Consider the following 26,478-nt stretch of genomic DNA (forward strand, 5'->3'; position numbering starts at 1 on the left):
AAGCTATAGAATAATCGTTTATTCTCATCATAATTTTGAAATTATTTGATGGGGATTTCTATTGTATTGAGAAGGTTCCGTGTTATTTGAACAAGAGTGTAGCCATCTGTGTTTGCGTACAATTGCTGTTTTTTGTTATTCTTGAGTATCTATAAAATATTAGAATTAACGCTCTTTGAGGGTTTATTCTCTTGAAATTATGAAAGTTGAAAAAATGCCGATCACCATTTATAGTAAGCCATTGTGTGTCCAATGTGACGCTACGCGTCGCGCCTTTGATGCTAAAGGCATTCATTATCGTGTTGTGGATATTTCTCGCGATGAACAAGCATACAGTTTTGTTCAATCTTTAGGGTATCGTCAGGTTCCTGTCGTTGTCTGTGGTGAAAATCATTGGTCTGGTTTTAGGCCGGATATGATTAGCGGTCTTTAGTGTTGAATGGGACTCATTGTTTATTATTCGAGTGCGACGGGTAATACTGAAAATTTTGTTTCTCAGCTTGGTCAACGGCTTTTCAAGATTGATAAAAAAAAACCGTCTGTGTTAGTTGATGAGCCTTATGTATTAGCCGTTCCTACCTATGCAGATTGTGAAGGGAGAGGGGCTGTGCCGAAAGCAGTTATTCGCTTCCTCAATGAAGCAGAGAACCGCAAATTAATTCGTGGTGTCATTGGTGGTGGGAATCGTAATTTTGGTTGCTATTATAATTTAGCGAGCAAGATCATTGCTGAAAAATGTTTTGTGCCTTGCCTGTATCGTTTTGAGCTGCGTGGAACTGATGAAGATGTTATTTGTGTAAAGAAGGGATTGGAAAGATTTTGGAAACAGTCAGTGTAGAAAAATCACAGAAATCAGGTCAGATTATGGATTATCATGCGTTGAATGCAATGCTTAATCTTTATGATGAAAATGGCCATATCCAATTTGATATGGATTGTCTTGCTGCACGGCAGTATTTTCTTCAACATGTTAATCAAAATACGGTTTTTTTTCATAATCTTAAGGAAAAAATAGACTATTTGATAGAGGAAGGTTATTATGAAAAAGCTTTATTTGAGCTTTATGATTTTTCTTTTATCAAAAAGCTTTTTAAGCGCGCTTACGCGTTTAAATTTCGTTTTCCTACTTTTTTGGGTGCATTTAAGTACTATACCAGTTATACTCTGAAAACTTTTGACGGGAAGCGCTATCTTGAGCGTTATGAAGACCGTATCTGCCTTGTCGCTTTATATTTAGCTCAAGGGAATAAAGCGCTTGCTGAGACTTTTGTGGATGAAATTATTACAGGTCGGTTTCAACCTGCAACACCGACATTTTTGAATGCGGGAAAGAAACAACGCGGTGAGTTGGTATCGTGTTTTTTGTTGCGTGTTGAAGACAATATGGAATCAATAGGACGTTCGGTCAATTCAGCTTTACAGCTTTCGAAACGCGGTGGAGGTGTAGCGCTTTGTTTGACGAATTTACGAGAAGCAGGGGCACCGATCAAGCAAATAGAAAATCAATCTTCAGGTGTCTTACCTGTGATGAAACTTTTGGAAGATTCCTTCTCTTATGCCAATCAACTTGGTGCGCGGCAAGGAGCTGGTGCTGTTTATTTACATGCACATCATTTAGATATTATGAAGTTTTTAGACACAAAGCGCGAGAATGCTGATGAAAAGATCAGAATCAAAACGCTTTCGCTTGGTGTGGTTATTCCCGATATTACTTTTGAGCTTGCACGTAATAATGAGGATATGTATCTGTTTTCAGCTTATGATATTGAGCGCGTTACAGGCAAACCTTTTAGCGATATTTCTTTGACGGAGCATTATCGATCTTTTGTTGATAATGCTAAGATTCGTAAAAAGAAAATAAGTGCACGTGTTTTTTTCCAAACATTAGCGGAAATTCAATTTGAATCAGGTTATCCTTATATTTTATTTGAAGATACGGCCAACCGAGCTAACCCAATAGCTGGTCGTATAAGTATGAGCAATTTATGTTCAGAAATTTTGCAGGTGAGTGAGCCGAGTGAGCTAGAGACAGATTTAACTTATCGTACTGTTGGAAGTGATATATCCTGTAATCTTGGTTCAATGAATATTGCAAAAGCAATGGAAAGTCGTGATTTTGGGCAGACGGTAGAAGCTGCTGTTCGTGCTCTTACTGCTGTTTCTGATATGAGCGATATTGCGTGTGTACCTTCCATTGCAAAGGGTAATGCCGAAAGCCATGCGATTGGTTTGGGACAAATGAATTTGCATGGTTTTTTAGCGCGTGAGAAGATCTATTATGGGTCTCCAGAAGCGATTGATTTTACCAATATCTATTTTTATGTTGTGACGTATCATGCCATACGTGCCTCCAATTTAATTGCACGTGAACGCAACCAAATATTTTTGGGGTTTGAGAAGTCAGCTTATGCAGATGGTCGTTTTTTTGCAAAATATATTGAGAAAGAATGGAAGCCACAATTTGCACTTGTACAAGAGCTTTTTGCACGTAATAATATCGTTATACCAGACCAAAAGGATTGGCAGGAACTCAAGGATTTAGTTGTTAAATACGGGCTTTATAATCGCAATTTACAGGCTGTTCCTCCTACGGGGTCTATTTCCTATATTAATCATGCGACATCTTCTATTCATCCAATTGCTTCAAAAATTGAAATTCGCAAAGAGGGAAAAATTGGGCGCGTTTATTACCCTGCTCCTTATATGGATAATACGAATTTGGACTTCTACCAGGATGCTTATGAGATTGGCCCTGAAAAAATTATTGATACCTATGCGGCTGCTACGCAGCATGTCGATCAAGGTCTTTCGTTAACATTATTTTTTCCTGATACTGCTACCACGCGTGATATTAACCGCGCACAAATTTATGCTTGGAAAAAAGGGATAAAGAGTATTTATTATATACGGTTGCGGCAAGTCGCATTGAGTGGAACAGAAGTGGATGGCTGTGTTTCGTGCAGTCTATAGGAGATAATCATATGACAAAGATTACAACTAAGAATCCTGTTGTTTGCGCTGTCAATTGGAATAGATTGCATGATGAGAAAGATCTTGAAGTATGGAATCGCTTAACTGGAAATTTTTGGTTGCCTGAAAAGGTTCCGCTTTCTAATGATATTCCTTCATGGTCAAGTTTGACGGAGGAAGAACGTAAGTTAACGATTCGTGTTTTTACAGGGTTAACGCTCCTGGATACAATTCAAAATACCGTAGGAGCCATTTCACTTCTGGCTGATGCAATAACAGAGCATGAGGAGGCAGTATTGACAAATATTGCCTTCATGGAAGCTGTTCATGCACGTTCTTACTCCTCTATTTTTTCAACCTTATGTTCGACGGTAGAGGTTGATGATGCGTTTAGGTGGTCAGAAGAAAATATTCATTTGCAGAAAAAAGCCAGATTAGTCCTTGAGCGTTATGAAGCAAATGATCCACTAAAAAAGAAAATTGCTTCGACTTTACTAGAAAGCTTTTTATTTTATTCTGGCTTCTATTTACCTATGTATTGGGCGAGTCGTGCTAAATTAACAAATACAGCTGATCTCATTCGGCTTATCATCCGTGATGAAGCTGTACATGGTTATTATATAGGCTATAAATTTCAAGTGGGATTTGCAAAACTTGAAGAGGCCAAAAAACAAGAAATTAAAGATTTTGCCTTTAATTTACTCTTTGACCTCTATAACATCGAATGTAAATATACTGAAGATCTTTATGATGCACTTGGGTTGACGGAAGATGTGAAAGTTTTTCTTCATTATAATGCGAATAAAGCTTTAATGAATTTGGGATTTGAAGCACTTTTTCCAGCAGAGGTTTGCCACGTTAATCCTGCTATTTTAGCAGCTTTATCACCGAATTCTGACGAAAATCATGACTTCTTTTCAGGGGCTGGTTCTTCTTATGTTATTGGCAAAGCAGTTGCTACCACGGATGATGATTGGGAGTTTTAATACTTATATGTAAAGAGAAGGGCGCGGGGTATACCACTCAAGTCTTTGCGCATTTCTAAATGCTGGAAGCCATTTTTTTCAAATAAGTTACAGACGTCTTTTTCTTGAGAGTAGCCGATTTCGACAGCGATATAGCCTTTTGATTTTAAATGGTTTGCTGCTTCATGAGAAAGTTTTCGATAAAAATCAAGACCATCTTTTCCACCGATTAATGCCCGTAAGGGATCATGCAAACGCACTTCCTTGGCAAGGTTTTTAATATCTTTTTTTGGAATATAGGGTGGATTGGAAATAATGAGATCAAATTTACCTGTGACAGAATCAAACCAATCGCTAAGAAGAGGTGTAAAGCGGTTTATAACTTCAGCGTCTTTTGCATTTTTTGTGGCTGTTTTGAGGGCATCTTCAGAAATATCGACAGCCACTGCATAGGATTGGGGAATTTGTTTAAGAATAGCAATGGCAATAGCACCACTGCCTGTTCCCATATCAAGCAGTGTTGTTTTTCTCGAGTTTTCAACCTGTTTTTTGAGGAGCGGTAAAACAAGATCTACGAGCGTTTCTGTATCGGAACGTGGTTCTAATGTCTCTTGAGATAAGGCAAAAGATATGCCATAAAATTCCCGTTTTCCGATAATACGGTAGACAGGTTCGCCAGCAATACGTCGTTGTACAGCGTGTTCTAACTGTGCAATTTGTTCAAAAGATAGGCACATATCTGGTTGGGAAATCCTATCAGATAGAGTTGTATTCGTTATCCATTCAACAAGTATTTTTGCATCAAGATTGGCTTCAGAAATCCCTTGAGTACGCAACTTTTCTTGTGTTTTTAGGATGAGGTGATTGAGGGTATGCGTGCTCATCCGTTCTTGTCCATTTCCATAAGCAGAGCTGTTTGATGATCAGATATAAGCGCATGAATAAGTTCATCAAGATCTCCTTCTAGGATGCGGTCAAGCTTATAGAGCGTAAGATTAATACGGTGATCAGTGACACGTCCTTGTGGAAAATTATAGGTACGAATACGTTCTGAACGATCACCAGAACCGACTTGGTTTTTACGGGAAGCTGAACGTTCACTTTCCGCTTTTTGCCGTTCGATATCAAATAAGCGCGCGCGTAAAATTTGAAGTGCGCGTGCTCGGTTTTGATGCTGTGATTTTTCCGCTTGCACAACCATAATGCCGGTTGGAATATGTGTTATACGAACAGCTGAATCAGTTGTATTGACATGCTGTCCTCCTGCTCCAGATGCACGCATTGTGTCGATGCGAATATCTTCTGGGCGAATTTCAATATCAATTTCTTCGGCCTCTGGAAGCACAGCAACGGTAGCAGCAGACGTATGAATGCGTCCACCGGTCTCTGTTTCAGGGATGCGCTGCACACGATGAACACCTGATTCAAATTTTAGTTTAGAAAAAACACCTTTTCCTGAAATGGTTGCAATAATTTCTTTATATCCACCAACTTCCCCTTCATTAAGCGAAACGACTTCAACTTTCCAGTTATGATAAGCAGCATAACGCTCATACATGCGAAAAAGATCCCCGGCAAAGAGTGCTGCCTCTGATCCACCAGTTCCGGCTCGAATTTCAACAATGGCGCTTTTTTCATCAGCAACATCTTTTGGCAAAAGAAGAATTTGAAGTTCTTGCTCAAGTTGCTCCATTTTTTGGCATAACAATGGTAGCTCTTCTTGGGCAAGATTACGCATGTCTATATCTGTTGCTTTATCACTGATGATAGTTTCCAGTTCTGTGATTTCTCTGTAGAGATTATTTAATGCGCGTATGGAATGAACAATTGGCTGTAGTTCTGCATATTCAGAAGCTAATTTCACATATGTCTCAGCATTTGGATTTTTAGCCATTTGGCTTTCAATTATTTCAAAGCGCTTTTCAAGCTGTTTCATACGATCTTGTGGTAAAGAAACCATGATAATATTGGCCTAATTTGTTATAACAGTTTTTGTTGTAATATTGGTAATTGAGTGCTTTATCGCATCTTACAAAAAGGGTAATAAAAAAGAAAAACTTTCCTACCAATAAAAATGATAGTTTTTAGAGTGAACATGGACAAACTTTGATTTGCATGGGAAGCGTTTTGCTTATACATATGAAATCATTGACTTAAGTATTGCGTTTTTTTCCGTAAAGTTCAAGGCGGTGGTGAATGATATCATAGCCAAGGGATTTAGCAATTTCCTCTTGCAGCTTTTCAATGATATCAGAATGAAATTCAATAACTTGCCCTGTTTCTATATCAATGAGATGGTCATGGTGTTGCCTGTCTGCTTGCTCGAAACGAGACGGTCCACCACTAAATGTATGACGATGAATTGTCCCGTTTCCTTCTAATGTTTTCATGGTTCGGTAAACAGTCGAGAGTGAAATACTAGAATCTATTTTGTGAGCGCGCTGAAAAATTTCAGACGCGTTCGGATGGTCATTTGTATCAGTCAAAATATCGAGAATAATACGCCTTTGGCGTGTTACTCTTAAACCTGCAGTTCTTAATTCCTGCTCATATTTCCGTTTTTTATTCATCTTCTTAATTGTTTATTTTTCAAACGAAGGCTCCATGGCAATGTTTGTATTTTTTCTCTGAACCACAAGGACAACGTTCGTTTCGTCCAATTTTCCCCCATGTAGTTACATCGTTTGGGTCACGATTCTTCGGATTAACAATTTTATTTCCTTGTGTCCCTGCCCATAGGGTGGAAGTATTTTCTTCTCCTCGATTATTTGGAACAGAGTTATCAGCCTCTGTTTGCCCAGGCATGAGAGAAGCTGTAGGTTGCTGAATGATTTCGAAACGCATGAGTTTAGACGTAACGATTCTGCGTAAACTTCTAAGCATAGTTTGAAAGAGTTCAAATGATTCTGTTTTATACTCGTTGAGTGGATCTCGTTGCGCATAACCACGAAAACCAACAGCGGAACGCAGATGATCTAAATTTACCAGATGTTCACGCCATAAAGTGTCAATGGTTTCAAGTAATATGGCTTTGTGAAAATAAGCCATAACTTCTGGAGAGTAGCGTTCAATACGTTCATTTTCAAGTTTTGTAACAGCATCTGATATGCGTTCTAAAATTTGTTTTTCGGCAATTCCATCTTCTTTTGCCCATTCTTCTACCGGAAGCTCAAGATTGAAAAGTTGGTGGATTTCCTCTTGTAGAGTTTTCACATCCCATTTTTCAGAATATGTTCCAGCTGGGATATAGGTTTCTACGAGATCTTCAACCACTTCATTACGCATTTCAAGGATAGTATCTGTTAAATCATCTGCATTCATGACTTCCATACGCTGTTCAAAAATAACTTTGCGTTGATCATTCATGACATCGTCATATTTTAACAAATTTTTACGGATTTCAAAGTTTCGTGCTTCGACTTTTTTTTGCGCTTTTTCAAGGGCTTTATTAATCCATGGATGGGCAATAGCTTCATTTTCTTTCAATCCAAGCTTTTGCAACATACCATCCATACGGTTGGAGCCAAAAATACGCATGAGGTCATCTTGAAGAGAAAGAAAGAACTTTGAACGACCAGGATCACCTTGGCGACCAGAACGTCCACGGAGCTGGTTATCAATACGACGACTTTCATGGCGTTCCGTAGCAATGACGTAAAGACCACCAGCAGCTAAGGCTTTTTCTTTAAGTGTCTTAACATCTTTTTTTATTTCTTCAATTTTAGCCGTTCGCTCTTCTCCATCAGGTATATCCTGTAATTCTTGTCGAATGCGCATCTCGACATTCCCACCAAGCTGTATATCAGTACCACGACCAGCCATGTTGGTTGCGATGGTTAAAGCTCCAGGAACCCCTGCTTGTGCAATAATATAGGCTTCTTGCTCATGATAGCGAGCATTTAAGACTCTAAAATCAGTAATGCCCTCTTTTCGCAAACGCTCTGCTAATTGTTCTGACTTTTCAATAGAAGTTGTTCCAACGAGAATAGGCTGCCCTTTTTCGTGTGCTTGACGAATATCACCCACAATGGCACGATATTTTTCTTCTGCTGTTCGATAGATTTCATCATCTTCATCACGACGCTGTATTGGTAAGTTTGTAGGTACTTCAACAACATCAAGACCATAAATATTACTGAATTCTTCAGCTTCTGTTATAGCAGTTCCGGTCATTCCAGACAGTTTTCTATACATACGGAAATAATTTTGGAAAGTGATGGAAGCAAGAGTCTGATTCTCTGGTTGAATAGTCACATGCTCTTTAGCTTCTAATGCTTGATGGAGACCTTCAGAATAACGCCGCCCTGGCATCATACGACCTGTAAATTCGTCAATGATAACAATTTCATTATTGCGAACAATATAATCCTTGTCGCGGACAAATAACTTATGGGCTTTTAGGGCGTTATTGATATGATGGACGATAGCGACATTTTCTATGTCGTAAAGACTTTCACTTTTAAGATGCCCAGCTTGTTCAAGCATTTTTTCAATTTTTTCAGTGCCGACTTCGGTAAAAGTTGTTGTTTTTTGTTTTTCATCTATTTCATAGTCTTCTGAAGTTAAGGCAGGAATAAATGTATCAATAAGGTTGTAGAAGTCAGTGCGATCTTCTAGAGGACCTGAAATAATAAGAGGAGTACGTGCTTCATCAATGAGAATTGAATCAACTTCGTCGACAATTGCATAATGATATCCACGCTGGACCATTTGACTATGATCAAAGGTCATATTATCGCGCAGATAATCAAAGCCCAATTCATTATTTGTTGCATAGGTAATGTCACATGCATAGGCTGCTCGGCGGGCATCATTATCAAGATCATGGAGAATCACACCTGTTGTTAGTCCGAGAAAACTGAAGATTTTTCCCATTGTTTCAGCATCACGACTGGCAAGATAATCGTTTACTGTAACAACATGAACACCCTTTCCCTCCAATGCATTAAGATAAATTGGCAGAGTTGCCATTAATGTTTTACCTTCGCCGGTGCGCATTTCAGCGATGCCACAGTCATGAAGAACCATTCCACCAATGAGTTGTACATCAAAAGGACGCATATCATAAACACGTTTTGCTGCTTCACGGACAGTTGCAAAAGCTTCTGGAAGAAGCAAGTCAAGGGTTTCACCCTCAGCAAGACGTTTGCGAAACTCATCAGTTTTTTGGCAGAGCTGTGCATCACTTAATTTCAAGAACTGTTCTTCCAACGCATTAATTTGTATGACTTTTTGGCGAAGATTCTTGAGACGTCGCTCATGAGCTGAACCAAAAAACTTACGTGCAAAGACACCTAAACTGACCATCTCTGGTCCTTTCTACTAATTGTTGTCATTATTTTTGGACACTTCATACGTTATCTCTATACTCTGCACCTTCAAGCTATTCAATATAACGAGATGCAGATGGTACCATTATACCTGTTTGTGTGCAATTTTTTACTCCGATTATAAAATAGAGATAAAAGGCTAAGTGCACCATGTCAACTTTAGTCATGCTGTTTAGTTGATACAATACAAAGTAATTTAGGATCTAGTATGCCATTTTTCTATATTATCATGATTTTTAACAGCATTAGGCAGTGTGTGATAAACTGAGATAAAAGAACATGTTTACACTTTTTAAAATAAAATTACTGATTTATTTATCTTTGTTTAGAGATTAATATGATAAAAAATTGGAATATTGAACGAGCCTTCATTTTTAAGGAGTATATTTATGAAGTTCAAGTTTATCACGCTGTTTTTGGCATCAACTTTATTGGTAAGTACGAGTTTAGGGGTGATAGCCCGAGAAAGTTTGAATTCATCGTCTAATGATTTAAAGACTTTGGAGAAAGCTTCTGAAAAAAACATTCCTCCCTCCCATATTATGGCAGTTATTGATGGGAAGAATATTACAGCAGGGCAATTGGATGAGTTAGCGCTTGAAATAAATCCTAATTTAACACGTCTTCCTGATGAACAACGCCGTGTAATGGTTTTAAAAGCTTACTTGGATATGCAGGCACTTGCTAAAGCAGCAATAAGTAAGGGTCTCGATAAGAGTGAAGCTTACGATAAACGTATGGCAGTTATGCGGGATAATGTTCTTCAACAGCTTTATTTTAAACAGACGGTTGTTGACCAAATTTCGGATGCTGATTTGGAAACTCTTTACAATAAAGAGGTTGCTGCTTTGCCCAAAGAGGATGAGATTAAAGCGCGCCATATTTTAGTAAAAACGAGAAAAGAAGCAGAAGCTATCGTTAAGCGTTTAAATAAAGGGGAAAATTTTGAAGAGATTGCAAAGAAGAGTTCAACAGATGGTTCTGCAGCTGTTGGGGGCGATCTTGGTTATTTCAGTCATGGTCAAATGGTCAAGTCTTTCGAAGATGCTGCTTTTGGGCTAAAAGTTGGCGAATACACTAAAACGCCCGTTGAAAGTCCTTTTGGTTGGCATGTTATTAAGGTAGAAGATCGTCGTTTGAAACAACCTCCTGTATTTGATGAAGTTAAAGAGATGTTGCGTACACAGCTGATCAAAGAACGCTACCAAAAACTGATTGTTGATTTGCGCAGCAAGATAGATGTGAAATATCCTGATCCTAATATTGAAAAACTCATGCAGTCGCTCAGCCAGAATGGGATGTCGCTGCCAGATGAAACATCTGATGAAGAAGATACGGAATAGGAAGGAAAATGAAGTGGAGAGTATATTGCTGGGCAATTTGATAGATTAATTTCATTCGAAAAGCCTGGCGGTTGTTTGCTAGCGGGTGTTTTCCGACAATAATATTCTTGCATGAAATTGCCTCTATTTTTATGGAAAGTGTACTGTGACTTTAAAAACATCGCCTTTGTCTCACCAAAACATACAGGAACTTCCACCATTATCTGGTGTGCGGATAGCGACAGCTGAAGCTGGGATTAAATATAAAGGTCGTACAGATCTTCTTTTTATCATCTTTGATGAGCCAGCAAGTGTGGCGGGTGTTTTTACGCGCTCAAAATGTCCATCTGCTGCTGTGGAGCATTGTCGTGCATCACTTCCTCATGGAGTTGCTCGGGGTATTGTTGTTAATTCTGGGAATGCAAATGCTTTTACAGGACATAAAGGAAAGCATACAACAGATGCAATAATGTGTGCAGCAGCAAACGCTTTGAAGGTGAGAGAAAATGAAATTTTTATGGCCTCTACAGGTGTTATTGGTGAGCCAATGGATGCGTCAGGTATTATAAATATTTTACCAAGTATGGCGAAAACAGCAAAAGAAGGAAACTGGTTGGAAGCTGCAAAAGCCATTATGACGACTGATACATTTCCAAAACTTGCTACGCGCAGATTTGATTGTGGGGGAGAGACTGTTACTATTAATGGGATTGCAAAAGGTGCTGGTATGATCGCACCAGATATGGCGACAATGCTTTCTTTTGTTATAAGTGATGCAGGAATTTCTTCCGATATACTCCAATCCATGTTATCGGAGGCAGTTCAGAGCTCTTTCAATTCAATTACTGTTGACAGTGATACCTCAACATCAGATACACTTATGATATTTGCGACAGGAAAAGCAAAGAAAAAAATCCCTTGTATTACGAGTCAATCTGATCCACGTTATGAGGTTTTTGCAAAGCAATTGAGTGCGCTTTTGCATGAGCTTGCATTACAAGTTGTTTGTGATGGAGAAGGGGCGCGTCATTTAATTGAGGTAAATGTGGTTGGCGCTACAACAGATAGTGCTGCTAAGACTATTGCTTTATCAATTGCAAATTCACCACTTGTAAAAACTGCCATTGCAGGTGAAGATGCTAACTGGGGGCGGGTGGTTATGGCAGTTGGTAAGGCAGGTGTTGAAGTAGACCGTGATCTCTTAGCAATTTGGTTTGGGGAACATCGTTTGGCTGTCAATGGTGAACGAGATCCTGAATATTGCGAAGAGACAATAGGCGCTTATATGCGAGGTAAACATATTACAATTCGGGTTGAGATCGGTTTAGGCATTGGTGAAGCGACAGTTTGGTCTTGCGATTTGACGAAAGAGTACGTTATGCTCAATGGCGATTACAGAAGTTAAATGATGCATCATAAATTTGACATTGGGGGCTTGTATGTTCTGTCAGAGGTTACCTGAGTACTTGAGTTATTTTGTCTTTGAGAAGAGGATGTGGTAAAAAAGAGACTTATTTTATTATTCCCGTTGGAGAGCGGTATGTCTATAAAAACTTCACTTCTTCTTGTTGTTGCATGCGCGTTATTAGGTCAAGATAATCATGTTTTGCTTACAGAGCGTCCTCAGGGAAAGTCACTGGCTGGTTTGTGGGAATTTCCTGGTGGAAAGGTTGAACACGGAGAAACTCCAGAGGAATCCTTGATTCGTGAGTTAGAAGAAGAGCTTGGTGTTCATGTTCAGCCAAATGATTTATCGCCTTTAACATTTGTGAGCCATGGTTATGAAACATTTCATCTTTTAATGCCATTGTATCTTTGTGCCCATTATAAGGGTGTTGTGCAAGGACGAGAGGGGCAAAATTTAAAATGGATTTTTATTGGCGATCTTGATAAATATCCTATGCCTGATGCTGATAAACCGTTGGTTCAGGTACTAAAAAATCTTCTTCTTTAATGTGTTTGGGAGAAGAGAATATCGCTTCCAGATAAGGTGCATTTGTTTCATGAGATATTGATGATGAAGAAAATTTTTTCCAAGAAAAAGCTTTGTGGTTTCGTTAAAGATTTTCTTTTTACGTGATAAAACGATTTAATCATCATTATGATACATTAACTATAATAAATTGATTTATAAAAAAATTATCATTTCGATAGTTAATTCTTCTTCTTAAGGTTACACTTTTCCATTTTTTAAATACTCTTACTCTAAATCAAGAGAAAATTGTTCAATTACAAGCCTGTAAAGGAGAAAGTAATTTGAAAAACAGTTGTGGAATAGATGAAATATACGATGAATAGACTGTTTAAATTTAATATCATTCATAACAGTAAGTGGAGATTAAATATGATAAAGTTGGATTATGTCTCCACAAATGTAAATATGACGGTGTTCAGGAGATTTTGTTTTATGCATTCATAGGTAAGTGCTGAGAGATGAAGAGAAAGTAAAGCTATCCAATGAAGGACGCAAACGGGCAATACAGTGGTATGAGACTACTCATGAAGATCCTGAATTTTATTCCAAAATGCAAGAAACAAAAACATAAAACACCAAACAATCTTTATAATTTTAAATATGTTGCTTTGAATGTGTTTGAAAGCCATGAAGTTGAACAAAAAGGAGTAATAAAGCCGAGCAATAATTTTTACTGTTATAATTTTATCTACTTCCGAAACGAATATGCAAATCTTTTTTTCGGCTGTTACTGAACAGTTTTGGATACTCAGTAGAAATGTTTAAAGCAATGAAGCAGTATAATATCAAGAGACCTTTGGATATGCACAATGGTAATTATGATTTAAAATAAATCTCTTACTTGTAATAGATGGTATTTTAATGCAAGCTATTTAGTAAACTGGTTGACGAATTTTCATAATATCTAAAAAATGCATGAATATTGATAAAGGTTTTTTGGGTGAATGCTGAATATGCGCTTTAAGAAAAGACAAAGTGATTAACTCCATTCTACATAAATAAGCTTGTAAATATGTTTTTCGTTGATAGGAGATCAACAAGTTACTCCAATCCGCCTTATTTTTTAAGGATTTAAAATGGATCATCAAAAAACATAACAATGAAAATTTTTAGTTGTGCTTCTATTAAGAGCACATATTACGTTTCCAATATTGGACGGCGTTTTGCTACAGGATATTTTTGATGTTTTTTAGCGATCCGGGTAATTGCTTCTTTTAATGGCTCGATCATAACGTTCATGGAGAAGCCATTTGCATGAATGATATTTTCATGATCAATCATAATGGCGACGTGGCCTTTCCAAAAAATCAAATCACCTCGTTGAAGTTTATCACTGTCTGTGAGCTGTTTTCCTATAGTTTTCTGCTGCATGTCAGTATCGCGTAAAACCATTTGTCCAGTCATCATCATGGAGAGCTGGACTAGCCCTGAGCAATCAATTCCGAACCCACTAACACCACCCCAAAGGTAAGGTGTGTGGATAAAAGTTTCAGCAACTGTAACATAATCTTCATACACGTGCCCAATGGGACTGAGATGATGGCTAATGATTGCTTTACCATTTTCAAGTCTAGAATAGATTGTGTCACGGATTTCGATTTCATCGACAACACTGACTTTGCTTCCCATAGATAAGGAACAGTCCATTGGACCACGTAATTCAGCTTGTAAATATTGAAAAGTGCGTGGTACTGAAACAACATGTGTTTGTTTTACAGTTGATGTACAAAGAGCTGTTGTATCAATATAACCGACATAACCATCTTTGAGTGATTGCCCCCACGACATTGTTTCTCTTTGTTCAAAGATGAGAAGCTCTTCTCCTAATAAACACTCTGTTTGTCTTTCACTTTTTTTGTTATTTTCTTTAAACAACCCAGCAACAGCAGTATTAACGCGCTTTTTTTCACCTTGAACAAAACATTGAGCAGTAACCTCTGTTTCAAGACGCTTATCTGCTAGATCATCTCTGAATGCATATAACCTTGGATCTTTAGCTACCATCTGTTTACCTTTCATTTTTTATCTTTAAATAGGCGTATGAAAACAATATTTGTAGAATTTTGCACCCATTGTACAATATCATTTTTACGTTGATGAGGTAACAAACCAGTTTCCAATATTGCTACCACTCTTGCATTAAAATGTTTCATCATAAGAGATATCTTGCTCTTTTTTAAAACACTGTTTGATTCATCATAAAAAGACTTCAAATGAAAGAATCTCACTCTCTCTGGAGTTCTTACCTTAATACGCAAAACAATAAATTATCTTTATAAATAAAATAGTTATATTGAAAAATAAAGCACAGAATCGCATTCTAAAACGGTAAGAAGTCACTCTTCGAGTTTTAGAATTATACATTTTTGTGAAGATTTTGTGTCAAACTTGATTCTTAAAGAGATTATAAAGAGCACGAATAACTTGTGCGGAACCACCGACAGGGTATCCTGGTTTTTCTTTTGAAATCCATCCATAAAGATCAAAATGTGCGAAATGTTCCGCTTTTTCAACAAAAGAGTTAAGAAATAAAGCAGCGACTATAGAGCCAGCAAAATTATTTCCAGTTACATTGTTTAGATCAGCGATTGGTGATGATAACATTTCTTGGTAGGGTTTCCAAAGTGGCATTTGCCAAAGAGGATCTGAAACAGAAAGAGCAGATTGAGAAATTTGTTGCGCCCATGTTGAGTCATTACAATAAAATGCGGGAAGATCTGGTCCTAATGCTATATGTGCTGCTCCTGTTAAAGTAGCCATACAAACCAAGAATTGTGGACTTTCTTCATCACCATAAGTGAGCGCATCGGCAAGGACAAGTCGTCCCTCAGCATCTGTATTGCCAACTTCAATATTTAAACCTTTACGACTTTGGAGAATATCACTTGGTCGGTAGGCATTGGCAGAAATTGCATTTTCAACGGCTGGAATCAAAACACGAAGACGAAAGGGCAATTTCGCATCCATGATAAGTTTAGCTAACCCCAAAACATGCGCACCACCTCCCATGTCTTTTTTCATGCGTAACATGTTATTAGCTGATTTAATATCCAGCCCTCCAGTATCAAAAGTTACGCCTTTGCCAACTAACGTTATTTTAGGGTGGTTTTCTTGGCCCCAACGTAACTCAATCAGTCGTGGTGCCGTGCTGCCGGCTCGTCCAACGGCGTGAATCATTGGAAAATTATGTGTTAAAAGCGCATCTCCACGAATGCTTTCGACATAAGCATTGTAGGTTTTTCCTAGTTGACGTGCCTCTTCCTCAAGGGTATCAGGATTCATATCATTGGCTGGAGTATTGATGAGATCACGGATAAAAAAGACAGTTTTATAAAGGCGTTGAAGTTCATTCAAATTCACCGTGTCTTTAACATGAATAGAGAGTGTTTTGTGGGAGGAATTTTGACGATAGCGGTTGAATTGATAGCTTCCAAAAGCTAATCCAAGATAAGTATTCATTTCATGGGAGGCTGCTCCTTCTAAATGCCACTTACCAGCGGGAAGTTTTTTGGCAAGAAGTCCTGTGATAAAAGGTTCATCACCATTGCCTAGTCCAAATAAAACTTTTTTAAAAGATCCCGTTTCGTGAGGTATAAAGAGTATTTGTCCTGCTTTTCCAGTAAAATCATTCACTTTCATCCATGTTGTTGTGGTTGTATCAAACGATAAATCAGCAAGACTTTTAGGACTTACCAAGAAGATGGGACAACTATTATCGATACGTGTTGAAGTGAAAGTAATGTGGTGTAGATGCTTCATATTTAAGAACTCCTTATAATCGTCGAAGTGCAACATATTCGACCAAATGGTCTTTTCCCTTTCGTAGAATGAGGTTAGACCGTGGGCGTGTTGGCAGTATATTTTCTTGTAAATTTTTCAAATTAATTGTTTGCCAGATATTTTCAGCGATTTTTAAGGATTCTTCCTCATGCATTAGTGCATAACGATGAAAATAGGACTTAGGATTCTGAAAAGCTGTTTTACGCAAATGTTTAAAACGTTCCAAGTACCAATGTCGAATGACTTCTGTTTCAGCATCTACGTAGATTGAAAAATCAAAAAAGTCTGAAACAAAAGGAATGACTTTTCCATCTTTAGGAAGATCTCTGACTTGTAGGACATTAATACCTTCAATAATTAAAATATCGGGATGGTTTATGGTAATGGTCTGATTTTCCAGAACATCATAGGTCATATGCGAATAAAGGGGGGCTCTAATATTACCAATACCGGCCTTTATAGAAGAAAGGAAGTTTAGCAATTTTTCAATATCATAGGAATCAGGAAATCCTTTACGATTCATACGGTTTTTTTTCTGTAAAACAGCGTTAGGGTAGAGAAAACCATCGGTTGTGATCAAATCAACTTTAAGGCTGGATGTCCAACGTTTCAAAAGTTCTTGGAGGATACGAGCCGTTGTTGATTTCCCTACTGCAACAGAGCCAGCAATCCCAATGATGAAAGGAGTTTTCTTGGCTCCTTTTTGCTGTAAAAATTTTTGACGTTTGTAAAAGAGTTCTTGTACTGCTTCAACATGGCACGATAACAGACGCGATAAGGAAAGATAAATACGTTGTACTTCTTCAAGATCAATTGGATCATCAATTGAGCGTAAACGTTTAATTTCATCAAAGGTCAGAGTAAGGGGTGTATCCGCACGAAACCGAGACCATTCTTGTGCGGTAAAGACACGGTAGGGTGAATATCGATCAGAAATAGATTTAACCAGGTTATCTTTAGGATCAATTTTTGGCAGAGTCTTATTAATCATCTTATTGGTCGAGAATCTTTTTGCAGCAGGAATTAATTAAAAATAGATAGGCAGACTGTTTAGTGTTCAAATGAATTTTATTTTGCATGTTCTCTTCTTTAAAATAGGAGTAATCTTTTATTAGCTTATAGTCCAGTCATTCCAATGTGCACTAATTTGTTCCAATGTTAGTCCTTGTGCCAAACAAGCCCATAAGAGTAAACGTGCTTTTACTGCTGATAAATAACCAGACATGAGGGCGCCAGAAGCAATCATATCAACTTCTGAGCCTTTATAGCCATAAGTTGTACGTGTTGTAGAGCCAGTACAGGTACGGCTAGCGATAATGATTGGCATTTTTTGTGTATATTGTCGCACGAGATCTGCTTCTTCAAAACTACAATGTCCTGATCCGAAACCAGCAATGACAAGTCCAGCATAATGCCCACTTTCAAGGCAGAATTTCATTAATTGGGTGTCAGAGGACAAAGAAGAATATAGAAGTGCAACTTGGTGATCATAGTTTTTGGGAAGATCAAATGTTTTCGAGAAAAAATTTCTATCATTAAAATAAATCACTTTTCCTTCCAAAATAGTGCCTAAAACACCTGCCAAACCTGATTGAAATGTTTCAATTTTAACAGTATGGTTTTTCTGGACCCAATAAGGGGAGTGAATGGTATCATTAATTACAACGAGAACGCCTCTATTTCGACTTTGTGTATGAGTAGCAACACGGATTGCTGCTAAAACATTAGCTGGTCCATCAGCACCTGCTTCACAGGGTACACGCATAGCACCAGTTATAATGAGGGGTTCTGCTTTATTCCAATAAAGGGAAAGAAAGAAAGCTGTCTCTTCCAGAGTATCAGTCCCTTGGGTTAAAACAATACCTTCTGCTCCGGCCTTTATTTGTTGTGTTGCCCACTCTATAATTTTAAAAAGGATCTTAAACGATAAAGATCCACTTGGTAATTGTGTTAACGTTTGCGCATGAATATTAACGACTTTATTTAAACCAGGAATACTTTTAATGAGGATATCTGAGGTTAATGTCGGTTGCATTTGGCCAGAACTATCAGTGGCCATTGCAATGGTTCCTCCCAATGTTCCTATGGCTATTTTTTTCATAATTTTTCCCTTACAAAACGCAAACTATTTGTAAAAACTATGTAGCAACAATTTGCATTGATAACAATGATATCATTTTTTATTTTAATAAATTGAATTGTACTGAATTATTGTGTTTTGCAGTATATGTTCTTAAATAAAGGTAATAGTAATTGCATTTTACATTGAATGAAAAGAAATGAATATTAAGAATAGAAGTTAATATTAAGGAGTTTCCTTATGGCGGAACATAAGCCAGACATAATGTATGGTACAACTATTATTACTGTACGAAAGGATGGAAAAGTCGTGATGGCCGGTGATGGTCAGGTTTCACTTGGACAAACAATTATGAAAGGCAACGCGCGTAAAGTTCGTCGCCTTGGGAAGGGTGGTGCAGTTATTGCTGGTTTTGCAGGTGCTACAGCAGATGCTTTCACTTTACTCGAAAGATTGGAAACGAAGCTTGAACAATATCCTGATCAGCTCATGCGTGCATGTGTAGAACTTGCAAAAGACTGGAGAACAGACCGCTATTTGCGTCGTCTTGAAGCAATGATGCTCGTGGCTGATAAGAAAATAACTTTAGCTTTAACGGGGCTTGGTGATGTTTTAGAACCAGAAGATGGGGTTATGGCAATTGGCTCTGGAGGCAATTTTGCTCTTTCGGCTGCGCGGGCACTCATGGATATGGATTTGGATGCTGAAACTATTGCTCATAAAGCTATGGCTATTGCCGCTAAAATTTGTGTTTACACCAATGATCATTTTACGATTGAAACATTGGATGCAGAATTATCTTCTTTAGAGAAAGCTATTTGAATGTGTGTTATATTTTCCCCTCGTGAGACTGTTTCTGAACTTGATCGTTTTATTATTGGCCAAAATGATGCTAAACGTTCTGTTGCTATTGCACTGCGCAATCGGTGGCGTAGACAACAGCTTGATGGTCCAATGCGTGAAGAGGTTATGCCAAAAAATATTTTGATGATAGGGCCAACAGGTGTTGGTAAAACAGGTATAGCGCGTCGATTAGCAAAACTTGCTGGAGCACCTTTTGTTAAAGTAGAAGCGACTAAATTTACTGAAGTTGGTTATGTCGGACGTGATGTTGAGCAAATTATTCGTGACCTTGTTGAGATTTCTATTTCTCTTGTGCGTGAAAAAAAGCGAGATGAAGTTAAAGTAAAGGCGCATATGAATGCTGAAGAGCGTGTTTTGGACGCTCTTGTTGGTAAAACAGCAAGTCCCGCTACCCGTGATAGTTTTCGTAAAAAATTGCGTGAAGGTGAATTGGATGACAAAGAGATTGAAATTGAAGTAGCCGATAATAATAGCAATAGTGCTTCGACTTTTGATATTCCTGGAATGCCTGGTGCCCAAATGGGAATTATGAATTTGTCAGATATTTTTGGCAAAATAGGAAGCCGTACAAAGATCCGCAAAACGACCGTCAAAGATGCTTTTAAGCCACTCATTGATGATGAATCTGAAAAACTGCTTGATCAAGACCAAATTATTCAAGAAGCGCTTCGTGTTGCTGAAAATGACGGAATTGTTTTCATCGATGAGATTGATAAAATTGCGACCAGAGATGGTGGGGCAAGTGCTGCGGTTTCGCGTGAGGGTGTTCAACGAGATCTTTTGCCTTTGGTCGAAGGAACAACAATTGCTACAAAATATGGGCAAATTAAAACAGATCACATCCTTTTTATTGCTTCAGGTGCTTTTCATGTCTCCAAGCCATCTGATTTATTGCCGGAGCTTCAAGGACGTTTGCCCATCCGCGTGGAGCTAAATGCTTTAACAAGAGAAGATTTACGGCGTATTCTAACCGAACCTGAAGCCAGTCTGATTAAGCAATATATTGCTTTAATGGCAACAGAAAAAGTTCATTTAGAAATTACCGATGATGCGATTGATGCATTAGCGGATATTGCTGTGGATCTAAACGCAAGGATTGAAAATATAGGGGCACGACGTTTGCAAACGGTGATGGAACGCGTTTTGGATGAGATTTCTTTTACGGCCCCTGATAAAGCCGGAACCTCATTTAAAATTGATGCTGCTTATGTGAGACAATCGATAGGTGAGCTTGCTGCTGATGTCGACCTTTCACGTTTCATTCTTTAGAGTTATCCTTTAACGGTGGGCTTCAATAACTTTGAAGCTATGGTTTTTTTCATGTATCAATACTGTGCGAAAAATATTCTTTAACACTGTTTCATAAGGCAGGTGGCGGTTAGCAACAAGAAGCAGCTTGCCGCCTGGTCTTAGATATTTTGCAGCATTTATAATAAAATGCTGTCCTAATGAAATATCTGTAGTTTGTTGCGTGTGAAATGGTGGGTTTGAAACGATTGTATCATACAGATTTGTGATCGGTTCGTACACAACATCATGCCAATAAAAGTGAATTGGGCAAGGAGCTGCTATGTGTTTGAGATTCTGTTTAGCTGCTCTCAAAGCGTTGTAATCGGCTTCATAGAGATCGAGAGTTGTTAATTTCTCACTTTTTTCAAGTGCAGCGTAAGAAAGAAAACCCCAGCCAGCACCGAAATCAGCAGTTTTTCCAGAAATAACTTTACGCATATGCAGAGCAAGCACGGCAGATCCTGGATCAATACGACCATGCGAAAACATGCCAGAAGTGGTTTGAAATTTATTTTCAAAAGTGAGCGGTAGTGAGCGCAACTGCGCAATACTCTGTTTCTCTATTTGTTGTGGAACTTGAAGCCAGAAGACCAGTCCATGGTTTTTAGACAATTTATCAGTGATGGGAACAAGAGTTTTCACCCATTTCATCATTGAAGCAGCACCGACAGTTTTATTCCCACCGATAACAATCCATCCACCAGGTTTAACACATTCTAATAAATCAAGAAAACAATTCTGGTTGAAACCACGATACTTGCTTAAGTGCAAAAATGCACCATCATAGGTAAAAGTTTTATCTACTTGAGGAAAGCAGTGAAATTGAGCATTGGAAAATTTTAAAAAATCTTGTCGCCATGGTGTTATAACTTTTAAGTTTTTTGTCCATTCTTGAGCGGGGATTTCCGTTAAACCAAAACTTAACCAAGATTGGCTTGAATCGGGAAGAGGAAGTGCATGCTTTTCAAAAGGTAAAAACAGGAACACATGTGTCTCTTTCAAAGAAAAATGCCATTCTGTTATGAGGATGGCATTTTGTTTTGTGACAAAAGGAAGATTATTCTTCTGTTTTTTTACGACGGCGCTTGTTTTCGGATTTGTTTTTTTCATCCATGCATTTTTCTTGTTCTTCTTTTCCCGGCTTTTCACTTATAATTTCTTCACCGGTCTTTTGGTCGACGCTTTTCATTGATAATCGAACTTTACCACGCTCGTCAAAGCCCATTAATTTGACCCAAACTTTATCGCCTTCTTTGACAACATTTGTTGTTTTTGTAACGCGTTCTGATGTGAGTTGAGAAATATGAACAAGCCCATCACGTGGGCCAAAGAAATTTACAAATGCGCCAAATTCTGCTGTTTTGACAACAGTTCCTTGGTAGATAGCACCAACTTCAGGTTCGTCAACAATGGAATGGATCCAGCGCTTTGCCGCATCAATAGTTTTAGCATCGGCAGAAGCAATTTTAATTGTTCCGTCATCTTCAATATTGATTTTAGCTCCAGTTTGTTCAACGATTTCTCGGATAACTTTACCGCCTGAACCGATAACCTCACGAATTTTATCAACAGCAATGTTCATAACTTCGATGCGTGGAGAAAATTCGCTAAGTTCGGCACGTGCACTCGTTAAGGCTTTGGCCATTTCATTAAGAATATGGATTCGACCACCTTTGGCTTGTTCAAGTGCGATTTTCATAATTTCTTCGGTAATACCATCAATTTTTATATCCATTTGTAAGGCGGTAATACCATTTTCTGTTCCAGCTACTTTAAAATCCATGTCACCGAGATGATCTTCATCTCCTAAAATATCGGACAATACAGCAAAGCGTTCACCTTCTTTAATCAAGCCCATGGCTATACCTGCTACTGGGCGCGCCAACGGAACACCAGCATCCATGAGAGCAAGTGAAGTTCCACAAACAGTCGCCATGGAAGATGATCCGTTCGATTCAGTAATTTCTGAAACAGCACGAATAGTATAAGGGAAGGCTTCCTTCGTTGGCAACATGGGATGAAGTGCACGCCATGCCAATTTTCCGTGCCCAATTTCGCGGCGGCCAGGAGAACCAAGACGTCCTGTCTCCCCCACTGAAAATGGTGGGAAATTATAATGGAGGAGAAACGTTTCTTTGTACATACCTGTTAAGGAGTCAACATATTGTTCATCTTCACCGGTTCCCAGTGTTGCAACGACCATTGCTTGTGTTTCTCCACGGGTAAAGAGTGCGGATCCATGTGTTCGGGGTAAAAGACCAACTTCTGATTGGATAGGACGTACTGTTGAAAGGTCACGTCCGTCAATACGTTTTTCCGTATCAAGAATGTTCCAACGAACAATTTTTGCTTGCAACTGTTTGAAAACGGTTGCAATTTGATCTACACTAAATTTACAGTCTTCTTCTGTTTTCGGCATAAATTTATTGATGACTTCTGTTTTAAGTGCATCAATTGCAGCATACCTCTCCTGTTTATCAGTAATTGTATAAGCCTTTCTTATATCCTGTTCGGCCATTTCCAGCATAGCTTTTTCGAGATCAGAGAGATCTTCGGGAACGAAATCACGTGGATCTTTTGCGGCAACTTCGGCAAGTTTGATGATGGCATCAATAACAGGTTGCAAGCCTTTGTGCCCAAACATAACGGCACCCAACATGATATCTTCCGATAATTCTTGTGCTTCTGATTCAACCATCAACACAGCACTTTCCGTTCCGGCAACAACAAGATCAAGTTTTGATTCAGGCATTTCATCAATATGAGGATTGAGAACATATTGTCCGTTACAATAACCGACACGGGCACCTGCAATAGGACCTATGAAAGGAACACCTGACAGAGTTAGTGCAGCGGAAGATGCAATCATCGCAAGGATATCGGGGTTATTTTCAAGATCATGCTGTATAACGGAAACAATCACTTGTGTATCATTTTTATAGCCCTCGGCGAAGAGAGGACGAATTGGACGGTCAATCAAACGTGAAATCAATGTTTCATTTTCAGTTGGTCGGCTTTCACGTTTTAAATAACCACCTGGTATTCGACCAACAGCATAGGATTTTTCTTGATAGTTAACGGTGAGTGGAAAAAAATCTTGGTCTGGTTTCGGGTTTTTTGTCGATACAACGGTTGCTAAGACAATAGTTTCTCCGTAGGTAGCAATTACCGCACCATCGGCTTGCCGGGCTATTTTTCCTGTTTCGATGATAAGTGGTCGACCGGCCCACTCAATTTCTATCTTGTGCGTTTTGAACATTTTTTATCCTTCATGACCAAGTGTTTGCATCTTTAAATGCTTACATTCTGGTTTTGCGTAGCATATTTTAAAGCTATGGGCAGGACAACAAGACACTTCTGTATTTCCGCGAAGAGAGAGAAGTAAATCGCCATTCGAACACGAAGTAACTAGCAATCCTGCCCTATAATGATTAGTCATCAGTTTTTAACTAAAAGCAACAAGCTGGAAAAATGGGTGGGCTTTTTTAGAAATGCCACCCATTTTTTTAGCGACGCAAACCTAACTTTCTGATAAGTGTCTGATAACGATTTGGATCAACTCCTTTAAGGTAATCAAGAAGGCGACGGCGTTGAGATACCATTTTCAAAAGACCACGACGAGAATGGTTATCTTTTTTGTGAGACTTAAAATGGTTAGTCAAATTAGAAATACGTTCAGATAGCACAGCAACCTGTACCTCTGGTGATCCTGTATCACCGGCTTTATTTGCGTATTCCGCGACAAGAGCTTGTTTACGTTCAGCTGTAATCGACATCGTATTATCCTTTCAAAAAACGAAAAAAAGTCACCCACAGCCGAGATGTCGTTCAGCAAGGGTCTGTGATGAAACAAGAAGAGCTAAAGACTCTCACTTGTTTTGGCATTTATATAGGAAAGGAGGTTAAAATGCTAGTCCTTAAAAGTATCTCAAAAACCTTCTTTAAATAAAGGATTTTGTTTTGAAATATTAATTTTAATATGGTTTTATGAGAAATTTTTAAAGAATTATGCATCCTTTTGATACAAAGATTACTGCTTTGCAGAGTGTGTGCATGATAAAAAAGCAATAAATACTGATTTGGAGGCAAAAGATGCAGAATATCTCGACATTAGAACTTTTTCGCAATTCGGTATTTCGGAATTTGTGGTCATCCACTCTTATTTCTAATCTAGGAGCGCTTGTCCAGTCGGTAGGAGCAGGGTGGCTAATGGCGTTGATCAGTTCTTCGCATTCCATGGTTGGTTTTGTTCAAAGTGCTACAACATTGCCACTTGTTATGTTTTCACTGATGGCAGGGGCTTTGGCTGACAATTTTAATCGGCGTCAGATTATGTTGTGTGCGCAGATCATGATGATGGTTATATCAATAAGCTTGGCTGTTTTATCCTATATGGGGGTTCTAACACCTTGGTTTCTATTATGTTTTACGTTTTTGATTGGGTGTGGAACGGCCTTTTATAATCCTTCTTGGCAAGCAACAATCGGAGACATTGTGAGCAGGGAAAATATTCCTGCTGCTGTTAGTTTGAACAGTGTCGGTTTTAATTTGATGCGTAGTGTAGGCCCTGCTATTGGTGGTGCCATCATTGCTATTCTTGGTGCTGCTGCCGCTTTTTTGTTCAATGCGATAAGTTACATTCCTTTAATTAGTGCTTTGTTTTTTTGGAAACCAAGCACTAAAAACAACCCATTGCCACGGGAAAGATTTTTAGGAGCTGTCTCAGATGGTTTGCGTTATGTTATGATGTCGCCTAATCTTCTGAGTATTATGGTCAGGGCATTCCTTTTTGGTATTGGAGCGATTTCGATTTTAGCACTTTTGCCAATTGTTGTGCATAAAATTCTTGGGGGGAGTGCACTCCTTTATGGTACATTGCTCGGTTGTTTTGGTTTAGGAGCCATGACAGCTGGTATTACTAATTCATTTATACGGAATTATTTTCGTTCAGAAACGGTTATTGCAAGTGCATTTATTGGTTTTGCCTTTTCCTGCTTTTTTTTAGCAATGAGCCGTTCGTTGATTATAAGCCACCTTGCGTTATTTCCTGCAGGTTTATGCTGGGTTTTGGCATTATCGCTGTTTAATACATCTGTACAGCTTTCCACACCACGCTGGGTTGTTGCACGGGCTTTAGCACTTTATCAGACGGCATCTTATGGGGGGATGGCTGTGGGAAGTGTAATTTGGGGCGTTTTGGCTGATGCTTATTCTCCAACAGTTGCTTTGAGTATTTGCTCTCTATTCTTGGTTTTGGGAGCTCTTGCAGGAGTAAAGTTTAGGATTCAAGAAATCCCTCAGATAGATCTTGATCCGCTTGATCATTTCAGAGAACCTGAGCTTTTACTCGACTTAAAAGCACGAAGCGGTCCGATCATGATTATGATCGATTATCAAATTCATGAAAATGATCTTGAAGAATTTCTTAACGTGATGACACGTCGCCGCCATATTCGTTTACGTGATGGCGCTCGTCAATGGGTTCTTTTACGTGATCTTGAAAGGCCTGAATATTGGACGGAAGCGTATCATATGCCAACATGGGTAGATTATCTGCGTCATAATCACCGTCGTACAAAATCAGATGCAGAAGTAAATAAGCTCTTGCGTCACTTAAATCGTATGCCAGATGGTATAAAAGTACATCGTATGATTGAGCGACAGACAATACCGCATGCCAGTGAGATGCATTTAAAGCCCTCTACTGAACAGTTACCTTGAGGGGAAGAAGGTTAGAATAGTTTTTTTGTGAATTATTCGATATGTGCAATACTATTTTTACGGATAAATTTATTGATACAAACAGGATAGGGTTCTTCAATGAGTTTTTTATATTTGATAAGTTGAGGATAGATGTTCTACTGAACAAACAGTTTGAGGTTATGAGCAGTAAGGTTTGTTT

Annotated in this window: 21 protein-coding genes; 10 read left to right on the plus strand and 11 right to left on the minus strand. The window is 38.5% G+C overall.

The genetic code is table 11. From position 1 onward, the window contains the following. Nucleotides 1–214 precede the first annotated feature (214 nt). From nrdH to nrdF, 4 genes are read left to right on the plus strand one after another with little or no spacing between them, the layout of a single operon-like run. Nucleotides 215–433, plus strand: a complete 219-nt coding sequence (nrdH, locus tag HNQ69_RS02150) for a glutaredoxin-like protein NrdH (protein WP_183228454.1) — start codon at nt 215–217, stop codon at nt 431–433. Nucleotides 434–439: 6 nt separating this feature from the next. Then, on the plus strand, nt 440–838 hold the full coding sequence (nrdI, locus tag HNQ69_RS02155; protein ID WP_183228455.1) for a class Ib ribonucleoside-diphosphate reductase assembly flavoprotein NrdI: 399 nt from the start codon (nt 440–442) through the stop codon (nt 836–838). Nucleotides 839–864: 26 nt separating this feature from the next. Beyond that, on the plus strand, nt 865–2,970 hold the full coding sequence (gene nrdE, locus HNQ69_RS02160) for a class 1b ribonucleoside-diphosphate reductase subunit alpha (protein WP_425486672.1): 2,106 nt from the start codon (nt 865–867) through the stop codon (nt 2,968–2,970). An 11-nt stretch (nt 2,971–2,981) separates the two neighbouring features. Then, nucleotides 2,982–3,956 (plus strand): class 1b ribonucleoside-diphosphate reductase subunit beta, encoded by a 975-nt coding sequence (gene nrdF, locus HNQ69_RS02165; protein ID WP_183228457.1) that lies wholly within the window; start codon nt 2,982–2,984, stop codon nt 3,954–3,956. Here the strand turns inward: nrdF and prmC are convergent. The 4 genes from prmC to secA all read right to left on the minus strand — a co-directional run bounded on the left by prmC (nt 3,953) and on the right by secA (nt 9,242). Continuing rightward, complete coding sequence (prmC, locus tag HNQ69_RS02170; protein ID WP_183228458.1) at nt 3,953–4,819, minus strand: peptide chain release factor N(5)-glutamine methyltransferase; 867 nt, start codon at nt 4,817–4,819, stop codon at nt 3,953–3,955. The two genes, nrdF and prmC, sit on opposite strands and share 4 nt — an antisense overlap. Then, on the minus strand, nt 4,816–5,895 hold the full coding sequence (gene prfA / locus HNQ69_RS02175; protein WP_183228459.1) for a peptide chain release factor 1: 1,080 nt from the start codon (nt 5,893–5,895) through the stop codon (nt 4,816–4,818). The genes prmC and prfA overlap by 4 nt, the downstream gene beginning before the upstream one ends. A 193-nt stretch (nt 5,896–6,088) precedes the next feature. Then, the gene (locus tag HNQ69_RS02180) at nt 6,089–6,505 is read right to left on the minus strand and encodes a Fur family transcriptional regulator (protein WP_183228460.1); all 417 of its coding nucleotides are present in this window, start codon (nt 6,503–6,505) and stop codon (nt 6,089–6,091) included. A 19-nt stretch (nt 6,506–6,524) separates the two neighbouring features. Further along, a complete protein-coding gene (gene secA / locus HNQ69_RS02185) occupies nt 6,525–9,242 on the minus strand; it encodes a preprotein translocase subunit SecA (protein WP_183228461.1) in 2,718 nt (905 codons plus the stop codon). A 412-nt stretch (nt 9,243–9,654) separates the two neighbouring features. Here secA and HNQ69_RS02190 point away from each other — a divergent pair, with 412 nt between their 5' ends. The 3 genes from HNQ69_RS02190 to mutT all read left to right on the plus strand — a co-directional run bounded on the left by HNQ69_RS02190 (nt 9,655) and on the right by mutT (nt 12,541). Then, nucleotides 9,655–10,608 (plus strand): peptidylprolyl isomerase, encoded by a 954-nt coding sequence (locus tag HNQ69_RS02190; protein WP_183228462.1) that lies wholly within the window; start codon nt 9,655–9,657, stop codon nt 10,606–10,608. A gap of 145 nt (nt 10,609–10,753) precedes the next feature. Further along, nucleotides 10,754–11,992 carry a bifunctional glutamate N-acetyltransferase/amino-acid acetyltransferase ArgJ gene (argJ, locus tag HNQ69_RS02195; RefSeq protein ID WP_183228463.1) on the plus strand — a complete coding sequence of 413 codons (1,239 nt, stop codon included), beginning with the start codon at nt 10,754–10,756 and terminating at the stop codon, nt 11,990–11,992. A gap of 135 nt (nt 11,993–12,127) precedes the next feature. Further along, the gene (gene mutT / locus HNQ69_RS02200) at nt 12,128–12,541 is read left to right on the plus strand and encodes an 8-oxo-dGTP diphosphatase MutT (protein WP_183228464.1); all 414 of its coding nucleotides are present in this window, start codon (nt 12,128–12,130) and stop codon (nt 12,539–12,541) included. Nucleotides 12,542–13,699: 1,158 nt separating this feature from the next. Here the strand turns inward: mutT and HNQ69_RS02205 are convergent. The 4 genes from HNQ69_RS02205 to HNQ69_RS02220 all read right to left on the minus strand — a co-directional run bounded on the left by HNQ69_RS02205 (nt 13,700) and on the right by HNQ69_RS02220 (nt 18,443). Further along, nucleotides 13,700–14,566, minus strand: coding sequence for a C40 family peptidase (locus tag HNQ69_RS02205; protein WP_183228685.1), 867 nt, complete (start codon nt 14,564–14,566; stop codon nt 13,700–13,702). 378 nt (nt 14,567–14,944) lie between these two features. Next, nucleotides 14,945–16,321, minus strand: coding sequence for a leucyl aminopeptidase family protein (locus tag HNQ69_RS02210; RefSeq protein ID WP_183228465.1), 1,377 nt, complete (start codon nt 16,319–16,321; stop codon nt 14,945–14,947). Between the two features lie 13 nt (nt 16,322–16,334). Beyond that, nucleotides 16,335–17,279, minus strand: coding sequence for a type I pantothenate kinase (gene coaA / locus HNQ69_RS02215; protein WP_343056827.1), 945 nt, complete (start codon nt 17,277–17,279; stop codon nt 16,335–16,337). A 174-nt stretch (nt 17,280–17,453) separates the two neighbouring features. Beyond that, nucleotides 17,454–18,443 carry an asparaginase gene (locus HNQ69_RS02220; protein WP_183228467.1) on the minus strand — a complete coding sequence of 330 codons (990 nt, stop codon included), beginning with the start codon at nt 18,441–18,443 and terminating at the stop codon, nt 17,454–17,456. Nucleotides 18,444–18,662: 219 nt separating this feature from the next. On the opposite strand from HNQ69_RS02220, the gene hslV reads away from it, so the two are divergent. Both hslV and hslU read left to right on the plus strand, forming a co-directional pair. After that, nucleotides 18,663–19,244, plus strand: coding sequence for an ATP-dependent protease subunit HslV (hslV, locus tag HNQ69_RS02225; RefSeq protein WP_183228468.1), 582 nt, complete (start codon nt 18,663–18,665; stop codon nt 19,242–19,244). Next, a complete protein-coding gene (gene hslU, locus HNQ69_RS02230) occupies nt 19,245–20,555 on the plus strand; it encodes an ATP-dependent protease ATPase subunit HslU (RefSeq protein ID WP_183228469.1) in 1,311 nt (436 codons plus the stop codon). It begins immediately after the preceding gene. Between the two features lie 9 nt (nt 20,556–20,564). On the opposite strand, the gene HNQ69_RS02235 is transcribed toward hslU, so the two are convergent. The 3 genes from HNQ69_RS02235 to rpsO all read right to left on the minus strand — a co-directional run bounded on the left by HNQ69_RS02235 (nt 20,565) and on the right by rpsO (nt 24,352). Continuing rightward, nucleotides 20,565–21,563 (minus strand): methyltransferase, encoded by a 999-nt coding sequence (locus tag HNQ69_RS02235; protein WP_183228686.1) that lies wholly within the window; start codon nt 21,561–21,563, stop codon nt 20,565–20,567. A gap of 70 nt (nt 21,564–21,633) precedes the next feature. Beyond that, nucleotides 21,634–23,835 (minus strand): polyribonucleotide nucleotidyltransferase, encoded by a 2,202-nt coding sequence (gene pnp / locus HNQ69_RS02240; protein ID WP_183228470.1) that lies wholly within the window; start codon nt 23,833–23,835, stop codon nt 21,634–21,636. A gap of 247 nt (nt 23,836–24,082) precedes the next feature. Then, nucleotides 24,083–24,352 (minus strand): 30S ribosomal protein S15, encoded by a 270-nt coding sequence (gene rpsO, locus HNQ69_RS02245; protein ID WP_183228471.1) that lies wholly within the window; start codon nt 24,350–24,352, stop codon nt 24,083–24,085. 316 nt (nt 24,353–24,668) lie between these two features. Between rpsO and HNQ69_RS02250 the strand changes: the two genes are divergently transcribed. After that, nucleotides 24,669–26,297 carry an MFS transporter gene (locus HNQ69_RS02250; protein WP_183228472.1) on the plus strand — a complete coding sequence of 543 codons (1,629 nt, stop codon included), beginning with the start codon at nt 24,669–24,671 and terminating at the stop codon, nt 26,295–26,297. Nucleotides 26,298–26,478 lie beyond the last annotated feature (181 nt).

It is taken from the genome of Bartonella callosciuri (genome assembly GCF_014203215.1).
GTDB classification, from domain to species: Bacteria; Pseudomonadota; Alphaproteobacteria; order Rhizobiales; family Rhizobiaceae; genus Bartonella; species Bartonella callosciuri.

Coding starts and splice junctions, on each gene's coding strand:
- nrdF (WP_183228457.1), top strand. CDS start 2,982: ATGACAAAGATTACAACTAAGAATCCTGTTGTTTGCGCTGTCAATTGG.
- mutT (WP_183228464.1), top strand. CDS start 12,128: ATGTCTATAAAAACTTCACTTCTTCTTGTTGTTGCATGCGCGTTATTA.
- HNQ69_RS02180 (WP_183228460.1), bottom strand. CDS start 6,505: ATGAATAAAAAACGGAAATATGAGCAGGAATTAAGAACTGCAGGTTTA.
- nrdI (WP_183228455.1), top strand. CDS start 440: ATGGGACTCATTGTTTATTATTCGAGTGCGACGGGTAATACTGAAAAT.
- pnp (WP_183228470.1), bottom strand. CDS start 23,835: ATGTTCAAAACGCACAAGATAGAAATTGAGTGGGCCGGTCGACCACTT.
- HNQ69_RS02190 (WP_183228462.1), top strand. CDS start 9,655: ATGAAGTTCAAGTTTATCACGCTGTTTTTGGCATCAACTTTATTGGTA.
- nrdH (WP_183228454.1), top strand. CDS start 215: ATGCCGATCACCATTTATAGTAAGCCATTGTGTGTCCAATGTGACGCT.
- HNQ69_RS02205 (WP_183228685.1), bottom strand. CDS start 14,566: ATGGTAGCTAAAGATCCAAGGTTATATGCATTCAGAGATGATCTAGCA.
- prfA (WP_183228459.1), bottom strand. CDS start 5,895: ATGGTTTCTTTACCACAAGATCGTATGAAACAGCTTGAAAAGCGCTTT.
- HNQ69_RS02210 (WP_183228465.1), bottom strand. CDS start 16,321: ATGAAGCATCTACACCACATTACTTTCACTTCAACACGTATCGATAAT.
- nrdE (WP_425486672.1), top strand. CDS start 865: ATGGATTATCATGCGTTGAATGCAATGCTTAATCTTTATGATGAAAAT.
- rpsO (WP_183228471.1), bottom strand. CDS start 24,352: ATGTCGATTACAGCTGAACGTAAACAAGCTCTTGTCGCGGAATACGCA.
- HNQ69_RS02220 (WP_183228467.1), bottom strand. CDS start 18,443: ATGAAAAAAATAGCCATAGGAACATTGGGAGGAACCATTGCAATGGCC.
- HNQ69_RS02250 (WP_183228472.1), top strand. CDS start 24,669: ATGCAGAATATCTCGACATTAGAACTTTTTCGCAATTCGGTATTTCGG.
- secA (WP_183228461.1), bottom strand. CDS start 9,242: ATGGTCAGTTTAGGTGTCTTTGCACGTAAGTTTTTTGGTTCAGCTCAT.
- hslU (WP_183228469.1), top strand. CDS start 19,245: ATGTGTGTTATATTTTCCCCTCGTGAGACTGTTTCTGAACTTGATCGT.
- hslV (WP_183228468.1), top strand. CDS start 18,663: ATGGCGGAACATAAGCCAGACATAATGTATGGTACAACTATTATTACT.
- prmC (WP_183228458.1), bottom strand. CDS start 4,819: ATGAGCACGCATACCCTCAATCACCTCATCCTAAAAACACAAGAAAAG.